Origin of the sequence: Arthrobacter sp. A2-55 (assembly GCF_025548615.1) — a bacterium.
Taxonomy (GTDB): Bacteria; Actinomycetota; Actinomycetes; order Actinomycetales; family Micrococcaceae; genus Specibacter; species Specibacter silviterrae.
This window is the reverse complement of the sequence record NZ_JAJLOZ010000083.1, coordinates 1-19420: the sequence shown is the minus strand read 5'-3', so window position 1 is coordinate 19420 and position 19420 is coordinate 1. Positions and strand designations below refer to the sequence as shown.

Here is a 19420-nt window from a genome sequence, read left to right as displayed (position 1 = left end):
CCCGACCTGATCTCCACGGGGGCGCTCCTTATCCCCCCCGCCCAGAAACCGCCCCCCACCAAAAACGCTCCCGCAGGAAATGGGGTGTTTTGGCGAACGCTCCCACAGTCAACTGTGGGAGCGTTCGCCAAAACACCCCATTTGCTGCGGGAGCGTTTTTGGTGGGGGGCAGATTACTGGGCGGGGAGGTTCAGGACCGCACCCGTGAAGATCAGGTCGGGGTGGATCACCGTGTCGGTGTTGGCCTGGTAGAGGGTTTCCCACCCGCCCTTGATGCCGAGCTTCTGGGCGATGGTGCTCAGGGTGTCGCCGGACTTGATGGTGTAGGTCTTGCCGCTGAGCTTGACCTGGACGGCAGCCGGGGCTGCGGTTTCGGCAACGGGGGCCTGCTGAACGGGGGCCGCCTGGACGGGTGCCTGCTGGACAGGGGCGGCCTGGACTGGTGTCACCTGGCTGGACTGGGCGGCAACCGGGGCCGGCGCCGCGGGCGTGGCGGCCGGGGTATAGGCCTGGCCGCCGCCGCCGGAGAGTCCCAGCTGGGCGGAGCAGGCGGGCCAGGCGCCCCAGCCCTGGCCGGCCTGGACGCGTTCGGCTACGGCAATCTGCTGGGCCCGGCTGGCGTTCTGGGGTGCACCGACCCCGCCATAGGCGGCCCAGGTGCTTGGGGTGAACTGCAGGCCGCCGGAGAAGCCGTTGCCGGTGTTAATGGCCCAGTTTCCGCCGCTTTCACATTGCGCCAGGGCGTCCCAGGTGCTGCCCGAGGCCGCATTCGCGCCCGTGCCGGCCACGGCCAGCCCTGCCCCGGCGATGGCGGCAATGGCCAGTCCGCGGCCAAGGGTGCGTGTAAGTTTTGTGTTTTTCATGGATGCGTTCTCCCAAAGGCCACCTTCGCTCCATCCGTCCCCGGACATCTGCGCGCCACCGTCCAACCTGTAGATATGGAGGTTGTTTCCGTGGCCTGCCGCATGACGGTGTTCGGTGTGGGGAGGCCCGGGCATTCGTGGGCCGCCACAGCTGGGGCCCGCCCCGGAGGGCATGCTCCACCCTAAAACGAAACCAAATCGATACGCAAATCAGCAAACCGTTACCTAATAGTCACTGAAATTAACAATTTGATAGTGTATTTTAGGCGCCGCCTCCTCCGGACGCTCGGTTGCAATCGGGGCTTAAACGGGGAACGCTCCCGCACAAAAGTGCGGGAGCGTTCGGAAAAAGACCCCCGATTGCAACCGAGCGTCGGGTTCAGGGGGCGTCAGATGGACGCTATGGCCTGGTCCAGGTCGGCGATCAGGTCCGCCACGTCCTCGATGCCCACGGACAGGCGGATGAGATTGACCGGCACGGCCAGTTCGGTCCCCTTGACGGACGCATGCGTCATTTCGGACGGGTAGTTCATGAGGGATTCCACACCGCCCAGCGACTCCGCCAGGGTGAACACCTTTGTGGACTCGGCCACCTTGCGGGCAGCAGCCTCCCCGCCCTTGAACTGCACCGAGATCATGCCGCCAAAGCCGCGCATCTGCTTCGCGGCCAAGGCGTGTCCGGGGTAGTCCGGCAGGCCCGGGTACAGCACGCGCTCCACCTCGGGCCGTTCCAGCAGCCATTCGGCCACGGCCTGCGCATTGGAAGAGTGCCGGTCCATGCGCACGCCCAATGTCTTGAGCCCGCGGGTGGTCAGCCAGGCCTCCATCGGCGCGGACACTGCACCCACGGCGAACTGCACAAAACCGATCTTCTCCGCAGCCTCGGCGTCGGAGAGCACAATGGCGCCGCCGGAGGCATCCGAGTGCCCGCCAATGTACTTCGTCGTGGAGTGGACCACCACGTCGGCGCCCAGGGCTAGGGGGTTCTGCAAGTAGGGCGAGGCGAAAGTGTTGTCGACCACCAGCAGCGCCCCGGCGTCGTGCGCCACCTGGGCGAGTGCGGCAATGTCGGTGATCTTCATCATGGGGTTCGACGGCGTCTCCACCCACACCATCTTCGTGGCCCCCTCAGGCCCGCCGGCGGCAACAGCGGCAGCCAGCGCACCGGCGTCGTTCATGTCCACCGCAGCGTTGCTGATGCCCCAGACCGACAGGACCCGGTTGATGAGGCGGTAGGTGCCGCCATAGACGTCGTTGCCCATGATGATGTGGTCGCCGGGGACCAGCAGGGCGCGGATCAGGGCGTCCTCGGCGGCCAGGCCGGAGGAGAAGCTGAACGCGAACTTGCCGCCTTCCAGCGCGGCGAGCTGGGTCTGGAGGGCGTCCCGCGTGGGGTTGGTGCCGCGGCCGTACTCGTAGCCGTTGCGCAGCTTGCCGATCCCGTCCTGGGCGAAGGTGGTGGTCTGGTAGAGCGGCGGGATGACGGCGCCGGTGGTGGGGTCGGGGGTCTGCCCGGCATGGACGGCGCGGGTGTTGAAGCCTTCGGTCATTTTTTCTCTCCAGGAGTCAGTCGTTGAGGTAGTTCAGCAGGTCGTGGCGGGTCAGGACGCCAACAGGGGCGCCCACAAAGGTGACCATGAGCGCGTCCACGTCCTGCAGCTTGGTGCGCGCGGCGGAAATCGGTTCCAGGGAGCCGATGATGGGCAGCTGCGGCTGCATGTGCTCGGTGATCTTGTCCGTCAGCTTCGCCTCGTGGCGGAACAGCTTGCCGGTCAGCGTGCGTTCGTCCACGGAGCCAATCACCTCGCCCATCACCACGGGCGGCTCGGCGGACAGCACAGGAATCTGGGAAACGCCGTATTCGGCCATGAGGTTGATGACGTCGCGCACCGTCTCGTTCGGGTGGATGTGGACCAGGTCCGGCAGCTGCCCCGTCTTGGCCTTGAGCACGTCGCCAATGGCGGGCTCGTCGGTGACTTTCAGGAAGCCGTACGACTGCATCCACTTGTCGTCAAAGATCTTCGCCAAATACCCGCGGCCGCTGTCCGGCAGCAGCACGACGACGACGGCCTCCGGTCCCAGCCCCTTGGCGGCTTCCAGCGCGGCCACCACGGCCATGCCCGAGGAACCTCCCACCAGCAGGCCCTCCTCGCGGGCCAGCCGGCGGGTCATGGCAAAGGAGTCGTTGTCCGTGACGGCGATGATCCGGTGCGGCACCTTGGGGTCGTAGGAGGCCGGCCAGATGTCCTCCCCCACGCCCTCCACCAGGTACGGCCGGCCGGTCCCGCCGGAGTAGACGGAGCCTTCCGGGTCCGCGCCGATGACCTGCACTTCGCCGCCGTCGGCCGCGGCTCGCGAAGCGGACGCCTCACGCAGGAACCGCCCCGTCCCCGAAATGGTGCCGCCGGTGCCCACGCCGGCCACAAAGTGTGTCACGCGGCCTTCGGTGTCGCGCCAGATCTCCGGTCCCGTGGTCTCGTAGTGGCTCAGCGGGCCGTTCTGGTTGGAGAACTGGTCCGGCTTGTACGCGCCGGGAATCTCCTTCACCAGCCGGTCGGAGACGCCGTAGTAGGACTGCGGGGAGTCGGCGGCCACCGCCGTGGGCGTCACCACCACCTCGGCGCCGTAGGCCTGCAGCACGGCGCGCTTGTCCTCACCCACCTTGTCCGGGACCACAAACACGCAGTTGTAGCCGCGTGCCTGGGCCACCATGGCCATGGCAACGCCGGTGTTGCCGCTGGTGGGTTCCACCACGGTGCCGCCGGGCTTGATCCTGCCCTCCTTGGCGGCCTCGTCGAGCATTTTCACCGCAATGCGGTCCTTGGCGGAGCCGCCCGGGTTCATGTATTCCAGCTTGACCAGCACGGTGGCCGCGATGCCCTCAGTCACCTTGTTCAGCTTCACCAGGGGGGTGTTGCCAATCAGGTCAAGGACGGAGTTTGCATACTTCATAAGTCCAAAGTATCCCCGGCGTGCCGCTCCAACCAAAGGAGGTTACCATTTGGGGCCCGCGCCGCCCTAGAATCGGAAGAATGCTCGCCGCCTCCGACCTCCTGCCCGCAGAGGTGCAGCGCGTGCTCGTTGCCGGGGTTTCCGGCTCCGGAAAGACCACCCTGGCCGGGCGCATCGGTGCCATTCTCGGCGTACCGCACACCGAGATCGACTCCCTGTTCCACGGGCCCAACTGGCAGCCGCGCACGGACTTCATGAACGACGTCGACCATCTCACCCAAGCGGGTGGCTGGGTCACGGAATGGCAGTATCCCGCCGCCCGGCCCCTGCTGGCGAAGCGAGCCCAGCTGCTGGTGTGGCTGGACTTTCCCGTGCCGGTGACCATGTCGCGTCTGGTGCGGCGGACCGTGCGGCGGCGGCTTCGCCGGGAGGAGCTGTGGAACGGCAACCTTGAGGCGCCGCTGCACACAATGTTCACTGACGGCGACCACATCATCCGCTGGGGCTGGCGCACCCGGCACATGTACAAGGAGCTGGTGCCGGCGCTGGAACGCGACTTTCCCGGGCTGTGTGTGGTGCGGCTGCGCACGCCGCGGGAGGCGGAACGCTGGGTGGAAAACCTTCAGCATTCCGTCACCTCCGGCTGGTAGTTTCAAACCATGACTCCTGAGGAACTGGCCACGCTCACGCTGCTGCGGCGGGCGCGGGACATGATCGACAGGGACTACGCCCTGCCGCTGGACGTGCCCACCATTGCCGCGAAGGTGTTCATGTCCCCGGCCCACTTCTCGCGGAAATTCCGTGCCGCCTATGGCGAGACGCCCTACAACTACCTCATGACCCGGCGCATTGAGCGGGCGGCCGCGCTGCTGCGGGCCGGCACGTCGGTGACGGACGCCTGCATGATGGTGGGCGCCACGTCCCTGGGCTCCTTCAGCTCCCGCTTCACCGAGATCATGGGCGAGAACCCGAGCTCCTACCGGGCGCGGGAACACAGCGCCATCGAGGCCATGCCGCCGTGTTTCGTCAGGTTTGCCACCCGGCCCGCCCGGACCGGCCCCGGCGCCGGCCCCAGCAAACCGAGCAGGAATGAAGAAGCGCGGGCCCACGCCGCGCAATAGCGTTGGTGCCATGACCATTTCACTGCAGTACACGCATTTGACCGTCCACGACCCCGACGAGGCCATCGCGTTTTACCGCGACGCCCTGGGGCTGGAAGTCCAGAACGACGTCAGCAACGGCGACTTCCGCTGGGTCACCATGGGCACCAGCTCCCAGCCCGGCCTGGGCATTGTCCTGTCCGAACCTCATGCCGGCCGCTCGCAGGAGGACGGCGACACCATGGCCCGCCTGCTCGCCAAGGGCATGCTGCCCATGCTCAACTTCACCGCCAGCGACCTCGACGCCACCTTTGAACAGGCCGTGGCGGCCGGCGGCGAGGTGCTGCAGGAACCCATTGCGCAGCCGTGGGGCCCCCGCGACTGCGCCTTCCGGGACCCGTCCGGCAACACCGTCCGCATCTCCCAGGCCTGACCCAACGACAAACGCTCCCTCACCTTATGGGCGGTTTAACCAAACGCTCCCTCAGCTGGCCTTCGCAGCTGAGGGAGCGTTTGAGAATACACCCCGAAAGGTGAGGGAGCGTCGGGTTCAGGCGGTGCTAGATCAGGCCGTCCGAAAGATGGTTCGGCGTGCCAAAGCGGTGCGCGGTGATGCTGACGGCCTGCTCGTGCAGGAACGGCAGCATCTCAATGCGCCCGGCCTCGGTGACCTCGTTGTGGTAGATCGCCAGGTCCGGACGCCCGCCCGTGGCCTGGTACACGGCAGCGGCGTCCCCGCCAATGAGGCGTATGCGGCCGGCGCCGAAGCGGCGCGCGTGGGCCAGCCAGTCGGCGTCGTTCTCCACGGTGACCGTAATGCGCAGGCTCACCAGCAGCGCCGCCACGGCGTTGGGAAGCTCGACGCCGGAGGAGACTTCCGGGGTGGCCCCGGCCGTGATTCCTGCCGACAGCACGCGCAGCAGCTTGGCCACGGACCCGCCCTCTGCCAGGCGCACCAGCGGGTTCAGCGGCAGGTAGCGGAACACATTGCGTTCCGCCGACAGGCCGGACACGTCCTTGGCGGTGCCGAATTCGGACGCCCAGGCCGCGGCATCGCTGTGCAGGGAGCGGGTCAGGAAGGCCTGCTCGTCTGCGGACAGCGAGGACGCTGCATTGACCACCTTGCGTGCATTATCGCCCAGCGGCGCGGTGGCCGTGGACTGCGCGGATGTCCAGCTGCCCAGCCCCACCAGGTAGTTGGGCCCGCCGGCCTTCGTGCCGGCACCCACGGCCGACTTCTTCCAGCCGCCGAAGGGCTGGCGCTGCACAATGGCGCCGGTGATGCCTCGGTTCACGTACAGGTTCCCGGCCTGGACGGTGTCCAGCCAGAGGCCGATTTCCGCGGAGTCCAGCGAGTGCAGCCCGCTGGTCAGCCCGTAGTCGATCCGGTTGACCATGGCGATGGCGTCTTCGAGCGTGTCGGCCGTCATGACGCCCAGCACCGGGCCGAAAAACTCGGTCAGGTGGAAGCGGGAGGCCGCCGCCACGCCGGTGCGGACGCCCGGGGACCAGAGGCGGCCCGTGGCATCGAGCTGGCGGGGCTCAATGGCCCAGGATTCGCCGGCGTCGAGCGTGGTCAGGGCGCCCAGCAGCTTGCCGGCAGCCGGCTCAATGACTGGGCCCATCTGGCTGGTGGCCGTTTCCGGGTAGCCCACGGACAGGCTGGAGGCGGCGTCGATGAGCTGATTGCGGAAGCGGGCCGACTGCGCCACGGAGCCGACCATGATCACCAGCGACGCGGCGGAGCACTTCTGCCCGGCATGGCCAAACGCGGACTGGACCACGTCCTTTGCGGCCAGGTCCAGGTCGGCACTGGGGGTGACGATGATGGCGTTCTTGCCGGACGTTTCCGCCAGCAGCGGCAGGTCCTGGCGGAAGCTGCGGAACAGCTCGGCCGTCTCGTAGCCGCCGGTCAGGATCAGCCGGTCAACGGCGGGGTGGGACACCAGCGCCTGCCCAAGGTCGTGTTCGCCCAGCTGGACCAGCGCCAGGACGTCGCGCGGCACGCCGGCGTCCCACAGGGCCTGGACCATGAGGGAGCCGCTGCGGCGGGCCTGGGTTGCCGGCTTAATGACGACGGCGGAGCCTGCGGCAAGTGCCGACAGCGTGGACCCGGCCGGGATGGCCACGGGGAAGTTCCACGGCGGTGTCACGACGGTGAGCTTCGCGGGGACGTACGTGGCGCCGTCGACCGTGTCCAGGTCCTTGGCGCGCTCGGCGTAGTAGTGGGCAAAGTCGATGGCCTCGCTGACCTCCGGGTCGCCCTGGTCCAGGGTCTTTCCGGTCTCCGCGGCCATGACCTCCATGAGCTCGGCGCGGCGGGATTCCAGCACGGCCCCTGCGCGGTGCAGGATTGCGGCACGCCCGGCCCCGCCCAGCGCTGCCCAGCCGGTGGAATGCTCGACGGCGGCGTCCACAATGCGGTTCAGCTCGCCGAGGTCGGTGACGGTGGTCTGTGCCACCAGCTCGTTGCCCAGCGTGGAGCCGGGGATGCGGGCCAGAATGTCCGCTCCCCAGGCGCGGTTCGGTGCCAGCGCGGGGTCGGTGTCAGGGGTGTTGGCGAAGGAGTCAACCGGAGCCTGTGCCACGGGGGCTGTGCGGTCCTGCACCCGGTTGGAGCCGGGCACTTCGGCGTCCAGCGCTGCCAGCGAGGCAAGGAAGCGGTTCTTTTCGCGTTCAAACAGTGCCTCGTTGTCGGAGAGCTCAAACACGGCGGACATGAAGTTGTCCTGGCTGGCCCCTTCCTCCAGGCGGCGGATCAGGTAGGCGATGGCGACGTCGAACTCGCCGGGGTGGACCACCGGCGTGTACAGCAGGAGGGAGCCCACGTCGCGGCGCACGGCTTCGGCCTGGCCGGTGGCCATGCCCAGGAGCATTTCAAATTCCAGCTGGCCGGAAGTGGCGCTGATGCCGCGGTCCTTGGCGAGCAGCCAGGCGTGGGCCACGTCAAAGAGGTTGTGCCCGGCCACGCCGATGTGGACATTGTTGATGTGTTCGGGCGTCAGCGCGTAGTTCACGATGCGCTTGTAGTTGGTGTCGGAGTCCTGCTTGGTGCCCCAAGTGGCCAGCGGCCAGCCGTAGACGGAAGCCTGGACCTGCTCCATGGGCAGGTTGGCACCCTTGACAATGCGGACCTTGACGGCCGCGCCGCCGTCGGCCCTGCGCGCGGCAGCCCACTCCTGGAGGTCAATCATGGCCGCGAGCGTGTCCGGCAGGTAGGCCTGGAGCACGATGCCGGCCTCGAGGTTCTTGAATTCAGGCTTGTCCAGGATCTGCTTGAACACGGCGATGGTCATGCCCAGGTCCTTGTACTCCTCCATGTCCAGGTTGATGAACTTGGGCTTGGCGAAGGAGTTGGCCAGCGTGTACAGCGGGGTGAGGCGCTCCACGATGTGGGCCACGGCGTCGTCAAAGGCCCAGGCGGAGTGCGGGGCCACGGTGGAGGATTCCTTGATGGAGACGTAGTCGACGTCGTCACGGGCCAGCAGCTTCAAGGTCCCCTCAAGCCGGCGGGCCGCTTCATGCTCGCCCAGGACTGCCTCACCGAGCAGGTTGATGTTCAGGTCCACGCCGCCCTGGCGGATCTTGGCGATGGCCGGGCCCAGCTTGGCGTCTGTGGCATCCACAATCAGGTGGCCCACCATCTCGCGCAGCACGCGTCGGGCAATTGGAATGACAAGTTGCGGCAGGACGGGCGCCATGACACCGCCCAGGCGGACGGCGCTGCGCATGTACCAGGGCAGGAAGGCAGGCACCTTCGGGGCCAGCCTGGCCAGGTTGCGCCCGGCCACGGCGAGGTCCTCGGGGCGGATCACGCCGTCCACAAAGCCAACGGTGAAGTCCAGCCCGTTGGGGTCCTTCAGCACGCCGGCCAGGCGCTGGGCGGAAATGTCTGCGGGGAACTTGGCGGCTTCGGTCAGCCAGTGGCGGACCAGGGCGATGGTCTCATCGGCGAGGTTGTTGCCGGGGTCCGGAATGTTGGCGGCGGTGGCCGCGGGGGCAGTGCTTGTCATGGTTGCTGGTGCGTTCTTTTCTACTGGTTAGTCCGGGTTGCCTGGGCGCTGGCCCGGCCGTCCCCAGCGGGTCCGGGCAGCTTCCCTTACCTCCAGTATGGGACTAGTGTTCAATTAGTAAAAGTGGTGTTTACTGATGATTATTAGTCATTATTTCTTAACTATTTGGAGGCCCCAGTGCTGGACGTCAAAAGGTTGCGCCTGCTGCGTGAATTGCAGATCCGCGGCACCCTAGCGGACGTGGCGCTGGCCCTCCAATACAGCCCATCCGCGGTCTCCCAACAGCTGGCACTTCTGGAAAAGGAGGCGGGCGTAAAGCTGCTGAGGAAAGTGGGGCGCCGGGTCCAGTTGACTGCCCAGGCGGAGATCCTGGTGGCGCACACGGCGGAGATCCTTGAAACGCTGGAACGGGCGGAGGCGGACATGTCCGCGTCCCTCACCACGGTGGCCGGCACGGTCAGGCTGGCCGTCTTCCAATCCGCCGCGCTGGCACTGCTGCCGGAACTGCTCACCGCAATGTCCCGGACCTACCCGGAGGTGCGGATTGAAATGACCCAGCGCGAGCCGGAGACGGCCCTTTACGAAACCTGGGCCCGCGACTTTGACCTGGTGGTGGCTGAGCAGTACCCGGGCCACGCCGCCCCCCGCCACCCGGAACTGGACCGCGTGGTGCTGACCACGGACGCCATCCGCCTGGCCGTCCCCTCCCCCGGGGTTGCCGGCAGCGTGTCGGCACTGCGCAGCACGCCCATTCTGGACCTTGGGGACACGGCGGGGCTGCCGTGGGTCATGGAACCCCGCGGCGCCGCATCCCGCCATTGGGCCGAACAGGCGTGCCGGCAGGCCGGCTTCGAGCCTGACGTCCGTTTTGAAACGGCTGACCTCCAGGCCCAGGTCAGCCTCATCGAATCCGGCCATGCCGTGGCCCTGCTGCCGGACCTGATGTGGACGGGGAGGGCCCCGGCGCTGACCCTGCTGGACCTGCCCGGCCTGCCCCGGCGCACCGTTTTCACTGCCGCACGGCGGGCCAGCCGGAGGCGCCCGGCCATTTTGGCCTGCCGGGAGCTCCTGGCGCAGGCCGCCCGAGGGGTTTCCGGGGATCCCGGGCAGCCGCCGGCATAGCTGCGCCTCTCAGTTCGTGCCGTGGGGCGAAACCCGTCACGAGTTTTGCCCCGGGTGCACCCCGGGCGAAACTCGGCCCGAGTTTTGCCCCACGGAGAAGTGCAGCAATCCGAACCTGCGCGTGAAGTGTGTCGACCGCCCTTAAGGCACGACGCCGGCTGGCCGGGTTTAGCGCGCCAGTTCCGTTATCACGGGGCCCAGCAGGCGGCGGAGCTGTTCGGGGTTGCGACGGGCAGCTTCGCTCATGAGTACCCGGTTTGGGCCGGTTCGGTGCAGCCAGAACCCCTCCACGGGCAAAATCCGCAGGGCCAGGTTAAACGGTGCAGCCTTGTGTCCCAGCTCCTTTTCAATCCCACGCACCAGCTTCGTCAGAACGGGCCCTTCGGCCTTCATGTTGGCCTGGAAATGCTCGAAGTTTGCCTCGACGGCGTTGTCTGCGGCGGCCGCGGCCTGGTCAAAATGCCGCCCCACCATGTCCCGGAATGCCTGTTCGCGGCCTTCCAGCGACAAGTATCCAATGGGCCCTCCCCGCGGGATGCCCCGCCCATCCGCCAGCAGCTCCGAGAACCATGCCGTCCACTCATCCGCCAACACGGTGTCCAGCTCGGGACCGGTGACGGGAATGTGTTCTGGCACTTCAGGCACCAGCGGCGGAATGAAGAACGGCGCCGTGGCAGGCAGCTTCAGCGCATCGCGGATGTACTGTGCCACGGTGAGCGGCCACGACAGGTCCTCACTCATCTGCCAGCTCGGCGGCAATTTCCTGCCCGAAATGCTCCCCACCCGTTGCATGGCGTCCCCAATCCCTTCGTTGCCGCTATGCGCCCAGCCTAGGGTCGCCGTCGTGCTTTGGCCATGGATCCGGAGGAATTTACCGGCGCACCAGCAGCTCGCCGACCCCGCAATCAAGCGCGTCGCAGATGGCAACCAAGGTGGAAAAGCGGATGGCCTTGGCCCGGTCGTTCTTGAGCACGGAAAGGTTCACGATGCTGATGCCGGCCAGCTCGGCCAGCCGGGTCAAGGTCATGCCACGTTCGGCCAGGAGTTCGTCAAGGCGGCAATGGATCCCGAGTTCGTCAAGGTCGGGCATCAAATGAGCCCGGCCACGTCTTTTTGGACTTTCCCACCCTGCCTGAAAAGTTCAGCCAGGACCATGAGCGCCAGGGCCACGCCGATGGGCCAGAAATTGAATTCCCAGGCGTAGGAAACGGACGGCAGGCCAGTGATGTGGTGGATGGCAGCCCCATCTTCGGCGCTGCCTTGGGTGCTCCAGCCCGTCCCGCCGAGCACCTGTTGCGCCGCCATGGTGCCGCCGAAGAGTTGGCAGCCCTGCCAGATCATCCCGCCCAGGAGCACCACGCCGGCAAGCTGTTGGGACCCCTTGACCAGGCGGGGCCCAAACAGTGTCTTGTCCGTGATCGCGGCGCACAGCCTGATGATGACCAAGCCCGCAACCACGGCCAGCACGCCCTGGGCCACGATGGCGCCGGTGAGCATCAGTCGCGTCTCCAGGTCAAGGCCGCTGACACTGACGTCGGCCCAGCTGAAACCGCCCGATTCCACCGTGGCCCGGGGAGCCGGATTGCCGGTGTGGGCCGGAAGCGACGGCCAAAATTGTGCCACGGGCAGCTTTACCGTGACAGCCTCGCCCCAAACAGTGGCCGCGGCGTTGCCAAGGCCAGAAAGAGAACAGGCCGCAACGTAAATCCAGGCAATGGTGCGCGTGGCCCTGACCATCCCCGCACCCGCAATTGCGTCACTGTCCCCGGCGCCACGGCGGCCGGCGAACAAAATCAAGGTCACGGCAGCCAGGACGGCAATTACCAACAGCCACGACCACCACGTTGAAAAGACCACTATAACCCCCATTTTTAATGACTATCGTTAATATCGATAAACGTTAAGCTAGCACGATTTTTCGGTGACCCAAACTCACTCCCAGCCCGGCATGCGACCATGGATCCATGACATCGGCAGCCATCACAGCGCCCGCAGCGGTCTGGGACGCCGGCGGCCCCTACAGCCTCCACCAGACCCTGGGCATCATCGGCCGCGGCCCGGCGGACCGCACGGTGAGGCTCGCCCCCGGCTCGGCCTGGCTCGCCTTCAACACCCCGGACGGCCCCGCCACCCTCGGCATCAGCCAGCGCGGCACCGAACTGCACGCCCGCGCCTGGGGCCCCGGCGCCGCCCATGCCCTGGCCGGTGCCCCGGCGCTCCTCGGCGCCGGCGACGACTGGTCCCACTTTGACTCCCCGGACTTCCACGCCACCCTCCCCCGGCTGGCCCGGGAAGCACGACGCCGGCACCCGGCAGTGCGCCTTCCAGCCACCGGGCGGGTGGTTGACTCCCTGGTGCCCGCCATCCTGGAGCAAAAGGTCACGTCCCTGGAGGCACACCGCGGCTATGCCACCCTGCTGCGAAAGTTTGGATCCCCGGCACCCGGGGCCGGCAGTTCCGGTGTCCCGGCGGAGTTGATGGTGGCCCCCACCCCGCGGCAGTGGGCCAAAATACCGTCGTGGGAGTGGCACAAGGCAGGGGTCGGGCCACAGCGCTCGGCAACGGTGCTGCGCGCGGTGGCGTCGGCGTCGGGCCTGGAACGCCTGGCAGCCCTGCCTGCGGCAGAGGCGGCCCGGAAAATGCAGGCCATTCCGGGGGTCGGCGTGTGGACGGCGGCGGAAGTAACCCAACGCACCCATGGCGACGCGGACCAGGTGGCCGTGGGCGACTACCACCTGGCCGCCTTTGTGGGCTGGGCGCTGACCGGCAAGCGCGTGGACGATGCCGGCATGCTGGAGCTGCTGGAACCATGGCGCGGGCACCGGCAGCGCGTGGTGCGGATGCTGTATTTGAGCGGGTTCACAAAGCCCGCATTTGGCCCCCGCATGAGCATCCAGGACCATCGCGGGCATTGATTCGCTTTTTGGCCGGGCCCACGCGTTCACACTGCGAAACCGGATCCCGCCCGTGCGGCTGAATCGCCTAGGCTGAAGGGATGAGCGAGATCATCAACCTACAAGCCACATTCATCCCCAATGAGGGCGAATTCTTCCGCGTGAAGCTCGCCCTTGAGATCGCCATTGAGCAGGTGGTGGAGGAGGCCGGCTGCATCCAGTACGAAATCACGCAGGAATCGGAAGAAAAGATTGTGCTGACCGAGCAGTGGGCGTCGGAAGCTGACCTGGACAGGCACAGCAAAGGGATCGCGGTGCAGGACCTCAACGAGTCGCTGAGCGCCCTGCTGGCCGAGCCGGTCAAGTTGGAACGCCTCTAACCACGCCAAGCGCGCCCGTCCCTGCTTTCGGACGGGCGCAGCGGCACAGATCCGACGCTATTCGGCGGTGGCTCCGCCGGCAGCCTGCTGCTTGGCCACGGCGGAGTGGACCTCGGCCATGTCCAGTTCCTTCACGGCCGTAATGACCTTGTCCAGGTCGGTGCCGCTGAGTGCGCCGGGCTGGGCGAACACCAGCACCTTTTCGCGGAACGCCATCAGCGTGGGAATGGAGGTGATGTTGGCCTCGGCGGCGAGCTGCTGCTGTGCCTCGGTGTCCACCTTGCCGAACAGGACGTCGTCGTGCTTGTCGGAGGCGGCCTCATAGGTGGGCGCGAAGCGGACGCACGGCTGGCACCAGGACGCCCAGAAGTCGACGAACACAATGTCATTGGACTCGATGGTGGAGCCGAAGGATTCGGTGGTGATTTCAACAGTAGCCATGGCTCCAACGGTACGTGACCGCCGTGAACCATGGCTACCGGTTTCGCTCAACGCGTGAGCGGGAATATCGCCTAGAGCCCTGACGGTTCGTGGGCCGTCAGGAACTTCCGCCCGCCAACTATGATCCCGGCGCTGACCAACACCATGGCCGCCGCAACATAAAAGGTCACGGACGCCGAGGAATGTTCGGCGATCTTGGCGGCCAGGAACGGTGCCAGCGCCCCGCCCATCCAGCGCACAAAGTTGTAGCCTGCGCTGGCCACGGGCCGCGGCGAGTCCGAGACGGCCATGGCCATCTCTGTGAACAGCGTGTTGTTGATGCCCAGCAGTGCCCCGGAAACAATGGTCAGGACCACCACCACAGTGACCGTATGCCCGGCCGCGAGGGCCAGCCCCACCAGGACCACCATGAGCCCCAGCAGCGAGCCGGCCAGCGCCCGGGTGGGGCCGAAGCGGCGCTGCACAATGGGCGCCACGAACACGGAGAACACGGCCACGGCAACGCCCCAGCCGAAGAAGACCGCGCCAATGCCGTAGGCGTCGAATCCGAGGATGAACGGCACAAATGCCAGGATGGTGAAAAAGCCGTAGTTGTAGAACAGGGCGCTGCCGGCGGTGGTGCGCAGGCCCTTGTGGCCCAGTGCCAAGAGCGGGTCGCGCAGCCGGGTCTTCACGGCGGGGACGGGCGTCTTCGGCAGCAGGACAATCACCAGGATGAACGCGATGGCCATGGCCGTGGCCGTGCCAAAGAACGGCGCCCGCCACTGCCAGCCGCCCAGCAGCGCCCCCATGAGCGGGCCCAGCGAAAGGCCCAGTCCCAGGGCCGCCTCATACAGGATGATGGCGGTTGCGGCGCCCCCGGAGGCCACGCCCACCATGACGGCCAGCGAGGTCGCCACGAACAGCGCGTTGCCCAGCCCCCAGCCGGCGCGGAAGCCCACCAGCGCGTCCACCGTGTTGGACATTCCGGACAGGGCTGAGAAGACCACAATGACTGAAAGGCCGATCAGCAGCGTCTTTTTACCGCCAATGCGCGAGGACACGAAACCGGTCACCAGCATGGCGATGGCAGTGACCAGGAAGTAGCTGGTGAACAGCAGGGAGACCTGGCTGGGGGTGGCTTCGAGGTTCTTGGCGATGGCGGGCAGGATCGGGTCCACCAGGCCAATGCCCATGAACGCGAACACCGCGGCAAACGCCACCGCCCAGACGGCCTTGGGCTGCCTGAGCATGGACTGCTTTTCGTCATGAAGCGCGCCCTCGGCGGGGCCCGCTGTTTCCGTTGCGGCGTTGGCCTGCACGGTTTCTCCTAGTGTCTTGTTGGTGATGAGGTACGACGCCGGCACGCAGGCAGTGCGTGCGGCCGGCGGTTACGCCGTGGCTGGCTGGGCGGCCACGGCCGCATTGAGCTTGGCAATGGCAGGGATGGCGCCGGCGATGATTTGGCGTTCTTCGGGGCTGAGCGTTTCAAGGGCCGCCGCCATGGTCGCATTGCGCCGGCCATTGGCAGAGTCCAGCGCCTCCCGCCCCTTGGGCGTGAGCCTGACCAGCACCGCACGTGCATCAGTGGCGTCGGGGATCCGTTCCACCAGGCCGGCCGCCTCAAGCTTGATGACCTGTTCGGTGGCGCTGGGAACCCTGACACCGGCATAGCTGGCAATGGCGCTCACGCGCATGGGGCCCGTGGACACCATGTTCAGGGTGCTCACATGGCGGGTGCTCAGTTCCCCCTCGGCGTCCATGGACCTGGTCAGATACACGGCCTGGCGCAGAATGTCGCGATAGCGGCCAGCCAATTCCTGAAGATCAATGCTCATAGTTAGGTAGTCTAACAATTAGGCGGACTAACAGTCAAAACGGATCTAGTATGGGGCCATGAAATTGACCACGGGCCGCCTGGTGCTGCGCGAATATGCCGCGGCGGACTTTGCCGCAGTCCACGCGTTTGCCTCGGATCCCCGCAGCAGCGAGTTCATGGACTGGGGGCCGAATTCCGAACAGGACACCCGGGAATTTGTGGACTTTTGCCAGGCCTGCGCCAGCGCCATTCCGCGCACCGGCTACACGCTGGCCCTGACCCTGCGCAGCACCGGCCTGCTCTTTGGCTCGGTCAGCCTGACGGTGCACGGCGCCCATCAGGCCTGGCCCGGGCGCCGCGGTCCGGCAGTGCGCGAAGGGGAAATCGGCTACACGCTCCATCCGGAGCATTGGGGCCACGGCTACGCCACGGAGGCTGCCCGCTGCCTGGCGGGCTTCGGCTTTTCCGAGTTGGGCCTGGGACGCATCACGGCCACCTGCCGGCCCGAAAATGTGGCGTCCGCGGCAGTGCTGCAAAAACTGGGCATGGCCCAGGTGGGGCATCGCACAAACGACAGGCTCATCCACGGGCGGTGGATGGACTCCCTGGTGTTTGCCATGGACGCCCCGGGGCTTTCACTCGAACGCCGCTGAACTGACATACGCAGTTCACAGCCAATTCACCCGGGGCGCGCAAACTGGCGGTGTTAACTACGAACCACAGGAAGCAGCGATGACTTTCACGCCAGGAGGAACCATGCCCCGCCCCGCGCACCACAGAGCATTCATCAATCCGGACAACCACGAGGTGTGGCCTTCGCTGGCCACCAACGATCCCGTTGCCCTGGTCAATAACCGCGGCTGGCGCCTGTCCGGCCGCGTGGAGACCCTGTCCCACGACCGCCAGTGCCTGTGGATCCAGCTCGACGGCGGCATGGGCCGCCAGCTGATCCACCACCAGGACGGCTTCGTCCTGGAAAGTGAAGCCCAGTACGGCGAGACGCCTTCCGCCTAGACTTTGGACTTCCGGTACCCTGACTGCCTCGCGGCGGCCTCCGAGGTGAAACAGATTTCCGGAGTTGTCCTGGTGTAGAACCGCTGGCCGGGCAGGTGGTAAATCCTGCTGGGCGCGTTGCCCTTGATGGGGGCCCACGCCGGGCAATTCCACTTGCTGGCCGGCCTGGCGGACGTCTGCTTCGGGGCTGGCACCACCTTTACGTACTTCTGGACGGAAGCCGAAGCCTTCAGGGAACCCTGCGCCGCGAGTCGGATGGACCATCTGCCGGATACCGTTGCCGTCAAGGCAACGCTGACGTAGCCGCTCGCGTTGCTCTTGACCGTGCGTACGGCCTTGTTCGGCGCCGTTCCATCCGGATCAAAATACACCGTGGCAGTGACAGCTCCGGTCTTGGCCCACACTTTGCCGGCGGCACGCTGCGATTGCGCGGCGACACTGATCGTTTTTCCTTTCACCACCGTGGCCGGGCCGGCAGTGAAATTGGCCATGCGCGTAGTGGCCGTTGCGGCGGCCTGGGCCGGCAACGGAAGGGCAAGCATCGGGAGCGTGACGGCGAACGCTGCCAGCGCAACAAGAATGGGCCGGCGCACCTTTTGCAGGACACCTGGAACGGATTGAGACAAGGACTCCCCCAAGGAGACGAGCGGAATTGCCGAAAGATAAAGCCTGACGCTCAATAGTAAACGGGCAGCTCAGTCCTCGGGGCCGATCATCGCAACGAATTCTCGCGCGTCGGCTTCCCCAATGTCCGCATGCTCCCGCAGGAGGCTGGCGGCGGCGTCGTAATCCCCGCCCTGGGCCAGGCTGCGGATGGTGCGGAAGATTTCTTCATTGAGGCCGGTGCTGGCCACCTCGCGGACCTCGTCGCCCCGCGAAACGATGGCCCTGTAGCGGTAGCTTGCCGGAGCCTGGGAGACAGGTGCCGCCCCGGCAGAGGGTGCCGCATTGATGATGTCCTCCACCGTGAAGGAGGCCTCATTTTTGCTTGGCTTGCCGGGCTTGCCGGACTGGCCGGGCCGGGGCGTTTTGCCGGCGGCAGGCTGCTGGGACGGTTGCTGGGACGGCCCCGGGGCCGGCTCCGGGGACGGCTGGGGGAACTCCGCGAGGGCCGCCACGGCAGCCGCGGCGTCGCCAAGCCCCACATGGGCGGCCTTGCGGTATTCCCTGACGGCATTGAGCACCTGGTGCTGTGCGATGAGCGAATACACGCTGCGGTGCGCCTCCGGGCTCAACCTGGCACTGGCCTCGGCGGCCATTTCGCGCGTGACTTCGCGCCCGCGGCGCCTGGCCTTTGGTGCGGGATCCGCGCTGGCGGCCCGGCCCGCCGCGCTGCCCCGCCGCGGCTTGGGGTCGGCCGAGTCCTGCAGGGCCCGGCCCTTCCTGCCCAGAAAGCGCGAGCCAACGCCCACAGCAACAACAATGACCAGGAGGATCAGCAGCGGGACAAGGTATTCCATGCTTTAAGAGTAGTTCCCCGCGGGGAAACTTGGCCGGCCGCTGCCCCTGGACGCAAAAAAAGCCCGGAAGCAAAGCGACAACTCGCTTTGCTTCCGGGCTTTTCCCAATGGTGGCAGATACTGGATTCGAACCAGTGAAGGCGTTGCCAGCTGATTTACAGTCAGCCCCCTTTGGCCACTCGGGTAATCTGCCATTGGCCCGCCAAACTTCCCTGCGGGGAGTCCGGCGTTCGCCCCCAGCAAGTGGGAGCAGTAAAACAATACAAGGTATTTGCCGAAGAATCGAATCGGCGTTTTTGGGCCGCTTAGGCGTCCGCCTGGATCCGGCGCACCAGCTGCTGTTCCAGGAACGCAGCCTGCTCTGGCGTCACCTGCTGCAACGCCACCGCCCGTGCCATGTCGGCGTGGACGCCCGCAATCCGTGACGACGCCGAATTGGCCGGCGAACTGAGAATCGAGGCCGGATCCGAGCTGTACACGGGGCCTGAAAGGGCCGTCACGGCGGCCAGCGTGGCGGCGGCAACCGCCGTGCCCACAGCAGCCTTCATGCCCGGCCGCACCCTCGGCGCGGTGGCGGGTGCCGGCGCGGTGCTGGCGGCTGCGGAACTTTCCGGTTCACTCATCGTGTCCTCCTGAATGGGCGGTTTCAACTGCTACAACGATCGCAATGCCAAATGTGCTCCCGCCACGGAAACGCTTAGAGCGAACTGTGAGGCCCCGGGCCGGCCGGCTGGCCCGCCGCGCTAGGCTTGGATGCAAATCGAGCATTACATTTTCAAGCACTTGGAGGAAAAATGGCCAGCGATTCAACATTCGACGTCGTCAGCAAGGTTGACAAGCAGGAGGTCGCCAACGCGCTGCACCAGGCCCAGAAGGAAGTTGCCCAGCGCTACGACTTCAAGGGGGTCGGCGCGGAGATTGACTTCAGCGGCGAGAAAATCCTGCTCAAGGCCAACTCGGAGGAACGCGTCATGGCAGTCATGGACGTGTTTGAGTCCAAGCTGATCAAGCGCGGCATCTCGCTGAAGTCCCTCGAGGCTGGCGAGCCCTTCGCCTCGGGCAAGGAGTACCGCCTGGAGGCCGAGATCAAGGAGGGCATCGCCCAGGACGTGGCGAAAAAGATCAACAAGCTCATCCGTGACGAAGGCCCCAAGGGCGTCAAGTCCACCATCCAGGGCGACGAACTGCGCGTGAGCTCCAAGAGCCGCGACGACCTGCAGGAGGTCATGGCACTGCTGCGCAAGTTCGAGGATGCAGACCTGCAGTTCGTCAACCTGCGCTGACAGGCAGGCCCCGGCCAACGTTTTTGGCAACGGGGCGCCGGGCGGCACTGGGCACCGTGTGAACACTTGGTGAACTCCCAGCCGCACCGTGCCCCCTTGC

General features: G+C 66.5%; 22 protein-coding genes and 1 tRNA gene. 9 read left to right on the top strand and 14 right to left on the bottom strand.

Translation table 11 applies throughout. The features are described from left to right. Positions 1 to 173: 173 nt before the first annotated feature. The 3 genes from LPN03_RS18090 to LPN03_RS18080 form a co-directional block, all read right to left on the bottom strand. Positions 174 to 863 carry a transglycosylase family protein gene (locus LPN03_RS18090; protein ID WP_165183623.1) on the bottom strand — a complete coding sequence of 230 codons (690 nt, stop codon included), beginning with the start codon at positions 861 to 863 and terminating at the stop codon, positions 174 to 176. 389 nt (positions 864 to 1252) lie between these two features. Continuing rightward, entirely contained in the window at positions 1253 to 2413 is a 1161-nt protein-coding gene (locus tag LPN03_RS18085) for a cystathionine gamma-synthase (protein ID WP_262455389.1), read from the bottom strand. A 16-nt stretch (positions 2414 to 2429) separates the two neighbouring features. Next, positions 2430 to 3815, bottom strand: coding sequence for a cystathionine beta-synthase (locus tag LPN03_RS18080; protein WP_262455388.1), 1386 nt, complete (start codon positions 3813 to 3815; stop codon positions 2430 to 2432). 80 nt (positions 3816 to 3895) lie between these two features. On the opposite strand from LPN03_RS18080, the gene LPN03_RS18075 reads away from it, so the two are divergent. Genes LPN03_RS18075 through LPN03_RS18065 form a run of 3 tightly spaced genes read left to right on the top strand, consistent with a single transcriptional unit; the run spans position 3896 to position 5348 of the window. After that, entirely contained in the window at positions 3896 to 4465 is a 570-nt protein-coding gene (locus LPN03_RS18075; protein ID WP_262455387.1) for an AAA family ATPase, read from the top strand. 9 nt (positions 4466 to 4474) lie between these two features. Beyond that, a complete protein-coding gene (locus LPN03_RS18070) occupies positions 4475 to 4936 on the top strand; it encodes a helix-turn-helix transcriptional regulator (protein ID WP_262455386.1) in 462 nt (153 codons plus the stop codon). Between the two features lie 10 nt (positions 4937 to 4946). Further along, entirely contained in the window at positions 4947 to 5348 is a 402-nt protein-coding gene (locus tag LPN03_RS18065; RefSeq protein WP_262455385.1) for a VOC family protein, read from the top strand. 127 nt (positions 5349 to 5475) lie between these two features. Here the strand turns inward: LPN03_RS18065 and LPN03_RS18060 are convergent, their stop codons facing one another. Further along, a complete protein-coding gene (locus LPN03_RS18060; protein ID WP_262455384.1) occupies positions 5476 to 8928 on the bottom strand; it encodes a bifunctional proline dehydrogenase/L-glutamate gamma-semialdehyde dehydrogenase in 3453 nt (1150 codons plus the stop codon). Positions 8929 to 9105: 177 nt separating this feature from the next. Here LPN03_RS18060 and LPN03_RS18055 point away from each other — a divergent pair, with 177 nt between their 5' ends. Further along, positions 9106 to 10050 (top strand): LysR family transcriptional regulator, encoded by a 945-nt coding sequence (locus LPN03_RS18055; protein ID WP_262455383.1) that lies wholly within the window; start codon positions 9106 to 9108, stop codon positions 10048 to 10050. 168 nt (positions 10051 to 10218) lie between these two features. On the opposite strand, the gene LPN03_RS18050 is transcribed toward LPN03_RS18055, so the two are convergent. The 3 genes from LPN03_RS18050 to LPN03_RS18040 all read right to left on the bottom strand — a co-directional run bounded on the left by LPN03_RS18050 (position 10219) and on the right by LPN03_RS18040 (position 11907). Continuing rightward, positions 10219 to 10791 (bottom strand): hypothetical protein, encoded by a 573-nt coding sequence (locus LPN03_RS18050; RefSeq protein WP_262455382.1) that lies wholly within the window; start codon positions 10789 to 10791, stop codon positions 10219 to 10221. A 130-nt stretch (positions 10792 to 10921) separates the two neighbouring features. Beyond that, on the bottom strand, positions 10922 to 11140 hold the full coding sequence (locus LPN03_RS18045; protein ID WP_262455381.1) for a helix-turn-helix domain-containing protein: 219 nt from the start codon (positions 11138 to 11140) through the stop codon (positions 10922 to 10924). Continuing rightward, positions 11140 to 11907, bottom strand: coding sequence for a hypothetical protein (locus LPN03_RS18040; protein ID WP_262455380.1), 768 nt, complete (start codon positions 11905 to 11907; stop codon positions 11140 to 11142). The genes LPN03_RS18045 and LPN03_RS18040 overlap by 1 nt, the downstream gene beginning before the upstream one ends. Positions 11908 to 12014: 107 nt before the next feature. Between LPN03_RS18040 and LPN03_RS18035 the strand changes: the two genes are divergently transcribed. Both LPN03_RS18035 and LPN03_RS18030 read left to right on the top strand, forming a co-directional pair. Then, complete coding sequence (locus LPN03_RS18035) at positions 12015 to 12965, top strand: DNA-3-methyladenine glycosylase family protein (RefSeq protein ID WP_262455379.1); 951 nt, start codon at positions 12015 to 12017, stop codon at positions 12963 to 12965. 80 nt (positions 12966 to 13045) lie between these two features. Continuing rightward, positions 13046 to 13324 (top strand): putative quinol monooxygenase, encoded by a 279-nt coding sequence (locus LPN03_RS18030; RefSeq protein ID WP_262455378.1) that lies wholly within the window; start codon positions 13046 to 13048, stop codon positions 13322 to 13324. Positions 13325 to 13381: 57 nt separating this feature from the next. Here LPN03_RS18030 and LPN03_RS18025 read toward each other — a convergent pair whose 3' ends face one another. From LPN03_RS18025 to LPN03_RS18015, 3 genes are all read right to left on the bottom strand, one after another. After that, complete coding sequence (locus tag LPN03_RS18025; protein WP_165183634.1) at positions 13382 to 13765, bottom strand: thioredoxin family protein; 384 nt, start codon at positions 13763 to 13765, stop codon at positions 13382 to 13384. A 71-nt stretch (positions 13766 to 13836) separates the two neighbouring features. Then, a complete protein-coding gene (locus LPN03_RS18020) occupies positions 13837 to 14997 on the bottom strand; it encodes an MFS transporter (RefSeq protein WP_165183641.1) in 1161 nt (386 codons plus the stop codon). Between the two features lie 138 nt (positions 14998 to 15135). Next, complete coding sequence (locus tag LPN03_RS18015; RefSeq protein ID WP_262455377.1) at positions 15136 to 15582, bottom strand: MarR family winged helix-turn-helix transcriptional regulator; 447 nt, start codon at positions 15580 to 15582, stop codon at positions 15136 to 15138. Between the two features lie 58 nt (positions 15583 to 15640). Between LPN03_RS18015 and LPN03_RS18010 the strand changes: the two genes are divergently transcribed. Together LPN03_RS18010 and LPN03_RS18005 are read left to right on the top strand one after the other, a co-directional pair. Then, positions 15641 to 16216: a GNAT family N-acetyltransferase gene (locus LPN03_RS18010; protein WP_262455376.1), complete on the top strand. Its 576-nt coding sequence runs from the start codon at positions 15641 to 15643 to the stop codon at positions 16214 to 16216. 79 nt (positions 16217 to 16295) lie between these two features. Continuing rightward, positions 16296 to 16577, top strand: a complete 282-nt coding sequence (locus LPN03_RS18005; protein ID WP_262455375.1) for a hypothetical protein — start codon at positions 16296 to 16298, stop codon at positions 16575 to 16577. Here LPN03_RS18005 and LPN03_RS18000 read toward each other — a convergent pair. From LPN03_RS18000 to LPN03_RS17985, 4 genes are all read right to left on the bottom strand, one after another. Beyond that, entirely contained in the window at positions 16574 to 17203 is a 630-nt protein-coding gene (locus tag LPN03_RS18000; protein ID WP_262455374.1) for a hypothetical protein, read from the bottom strand. The genes LPN03_RS18005 and LPN03_RS18000 overlap by 4 nt on opposite strands. Before the next feature lie 69 nt (positions 17204 to 17272). After that, positions 17273 to 18037 carry a hypothetical protein gene (locus LPN03_RS17995; protein WP_262455373.1) on the bottom strand — a complete coding sequence of 255 codons (765 nt, stop codon included), beginning with the start codon at positions 18035 to 18037 and terminating at the stop codon, positions 17273 to 17275. Positions 18038 to 18145: 108 nt separating this feature from the next. Next, positions 18146 to 18230: transfer RNA gene (locus LPN03_RS17990), tRNA-Tyr, on the bottom strand. A gap of 112 nt (positions 18231 to 18342) precedes the next feature. Beyond that, complete coding sequence (locus LPN03_RS17985) at positions 18343 to 18660, bottom strand: hypothetical protein (protein WP_165183639.1); 318 nt, start codon at positions 18658 to 18660, stop codon at positions 18343 to 18345. Between the two features lie 171 nt (positions 18661 to 18831). On the opposite strand from LPN03_RS17985, the gene LPN03_RS17980 reads away from it, so the two are divergent. Continuing rightward, positions 18832 to 19320, top strand: a complete 489-nt coding sequence (locus tag LPN03_RS17980) for a YajQ family cyclic di-GMP-binding protein (protein WP_262455372.1) — start codon at positions 18832 to 18834, stop codon at positions 19318 to 19320. The last annotated feature ends 100 nt before the right edge of the window (positions 19321 to 19420 follow it).

Coding starts and splice junctions, on each gene's coding strand:
- LPN03_RS18090 (WP_165183623.1), bottom strand. CDS start 863: ATGAAAAACACAAAACTTACACGCACCCTTGGCCGCGGACTGGCCATT.
- LPN03_RS18085 (WP_262455389.1), bottom strand. CDS start 2,413: ATGACCGAAGGCTTCAACACCCGCGCCGTCCATGCCGGGCAGACCCCC.
- LPN03_RS18080 (WP_262455388.1), bottom strand. CDS start 3,815: ATGAAGTATGCAAACTCCGTCCTTGACCTGATTGGCAACACCCCCCTG.
- LPN03_RS18075 (WP_262455387.1), top strand. CDS start 3,896: ATGCTCGCCGCCTCCGACCTCCTGCCCGCAGAGGTGCAGCGCGTGCTC.
- LPN03_RS18070 (WP_262455386.1), top strand. CDS start 4,475: ATGACTCCTGAGGAACTGGCCACGCTCACGCTGCTGCGGCGGGCGCGG.
- LPN03_RS18065 (WP_262455385.1), top strand. CDS start 4,947: ATGACCATTTCACTGCAGTACACGCATTTGACCGTCCACGACCCCGAC.
- LPN03_RS18060 (WP_262455384.1), bottom strand. CDS start 8,928: ATGACAAGCACTGCCCCCGCGGCCACCGCCGCCAACATTCCGGACCCC.
- LPN03_RS18050 (WP_262455382.1), bottom strand. CDS start 10,791: ATGAGTGAGGACCTGTCGTGGCCGCTCACCGTGGCACAGTACATCCGC.
- LPN03_RS18045 (WP_262455381.1), bottom strand. CDS start 11,140: ATGCCCGACCTTGACGAACTCGGGATCCATTGCCGCCTTGACGAACTC.
- LPN03_RS18035 (WP_262455379.1), top strand. CDS start 12,015: ATGACATCGGCAGCCATCACAGCGCCCGCAGCGGTCTGGGACGCCGGC.
- LPN03_RS18030 (WP_262455378.1), top strand. CDS start 13,046: ATGAGCGAGATCATCAACCTACAAGCCACATTCATCCCCAATGAGGGC.
- LPN03_RS18025 (WP_165183634.1), bottom strand. CDS start 13,765: ATGGCTACTGTTGAAATCACCACCGAATCCTTCGGCTCCACCATCGAG.
- LPN03_RS18020 (WP_165183641.1), bottom strand. CDS start 14,997: ATGCTCAGGCAGCCCAAGGCCGTCTGGGCGGTGGCGTTTGCCGCGGTG.
- LPN03_RS18015 (WP_262455377.1), bottom strand. CDS start 15,582: ATGAGCATTGATCTTCAGGAATTGGCTGGCCGCTATCGCGACATTCTG.
- LPN03_RS18010 (WP_262455376.1), top strand. CDS start 15,641: ATGAAATTGACCACGGGCCGCCTGGTGCTGCGCGAATATGCCGCGGCG.
- LPN03_RS18005 (WP_262455375.1), top strand. CDS start 16,296: ATGACTTTCACGCCAGGAGGAACCATGCCCCGCCCCGCGCACCACAGA.
- LPN03_RS17995 (WP_262455373.1), bottom strand. CDS start 18,037: ATGGAATACCTTGTCCCGCTGCTGATCCTCCTGGTCATTGTTGTTGCT.
- LPN03_RS17985 (WP_165183639.1), bottom strand. CDS start 18,660: ATGAGTGAACCGGAAAGTTCCGCAGCCGCCAGCACCGCGCCGGCACCC.
- LPN03_RS17980 (WP_262455372.1), top strand. CDS start 18,832: ATGGCCAGCGATTCAACATTCGACGTCGTCAGCAAGGTTGACAAGCAG.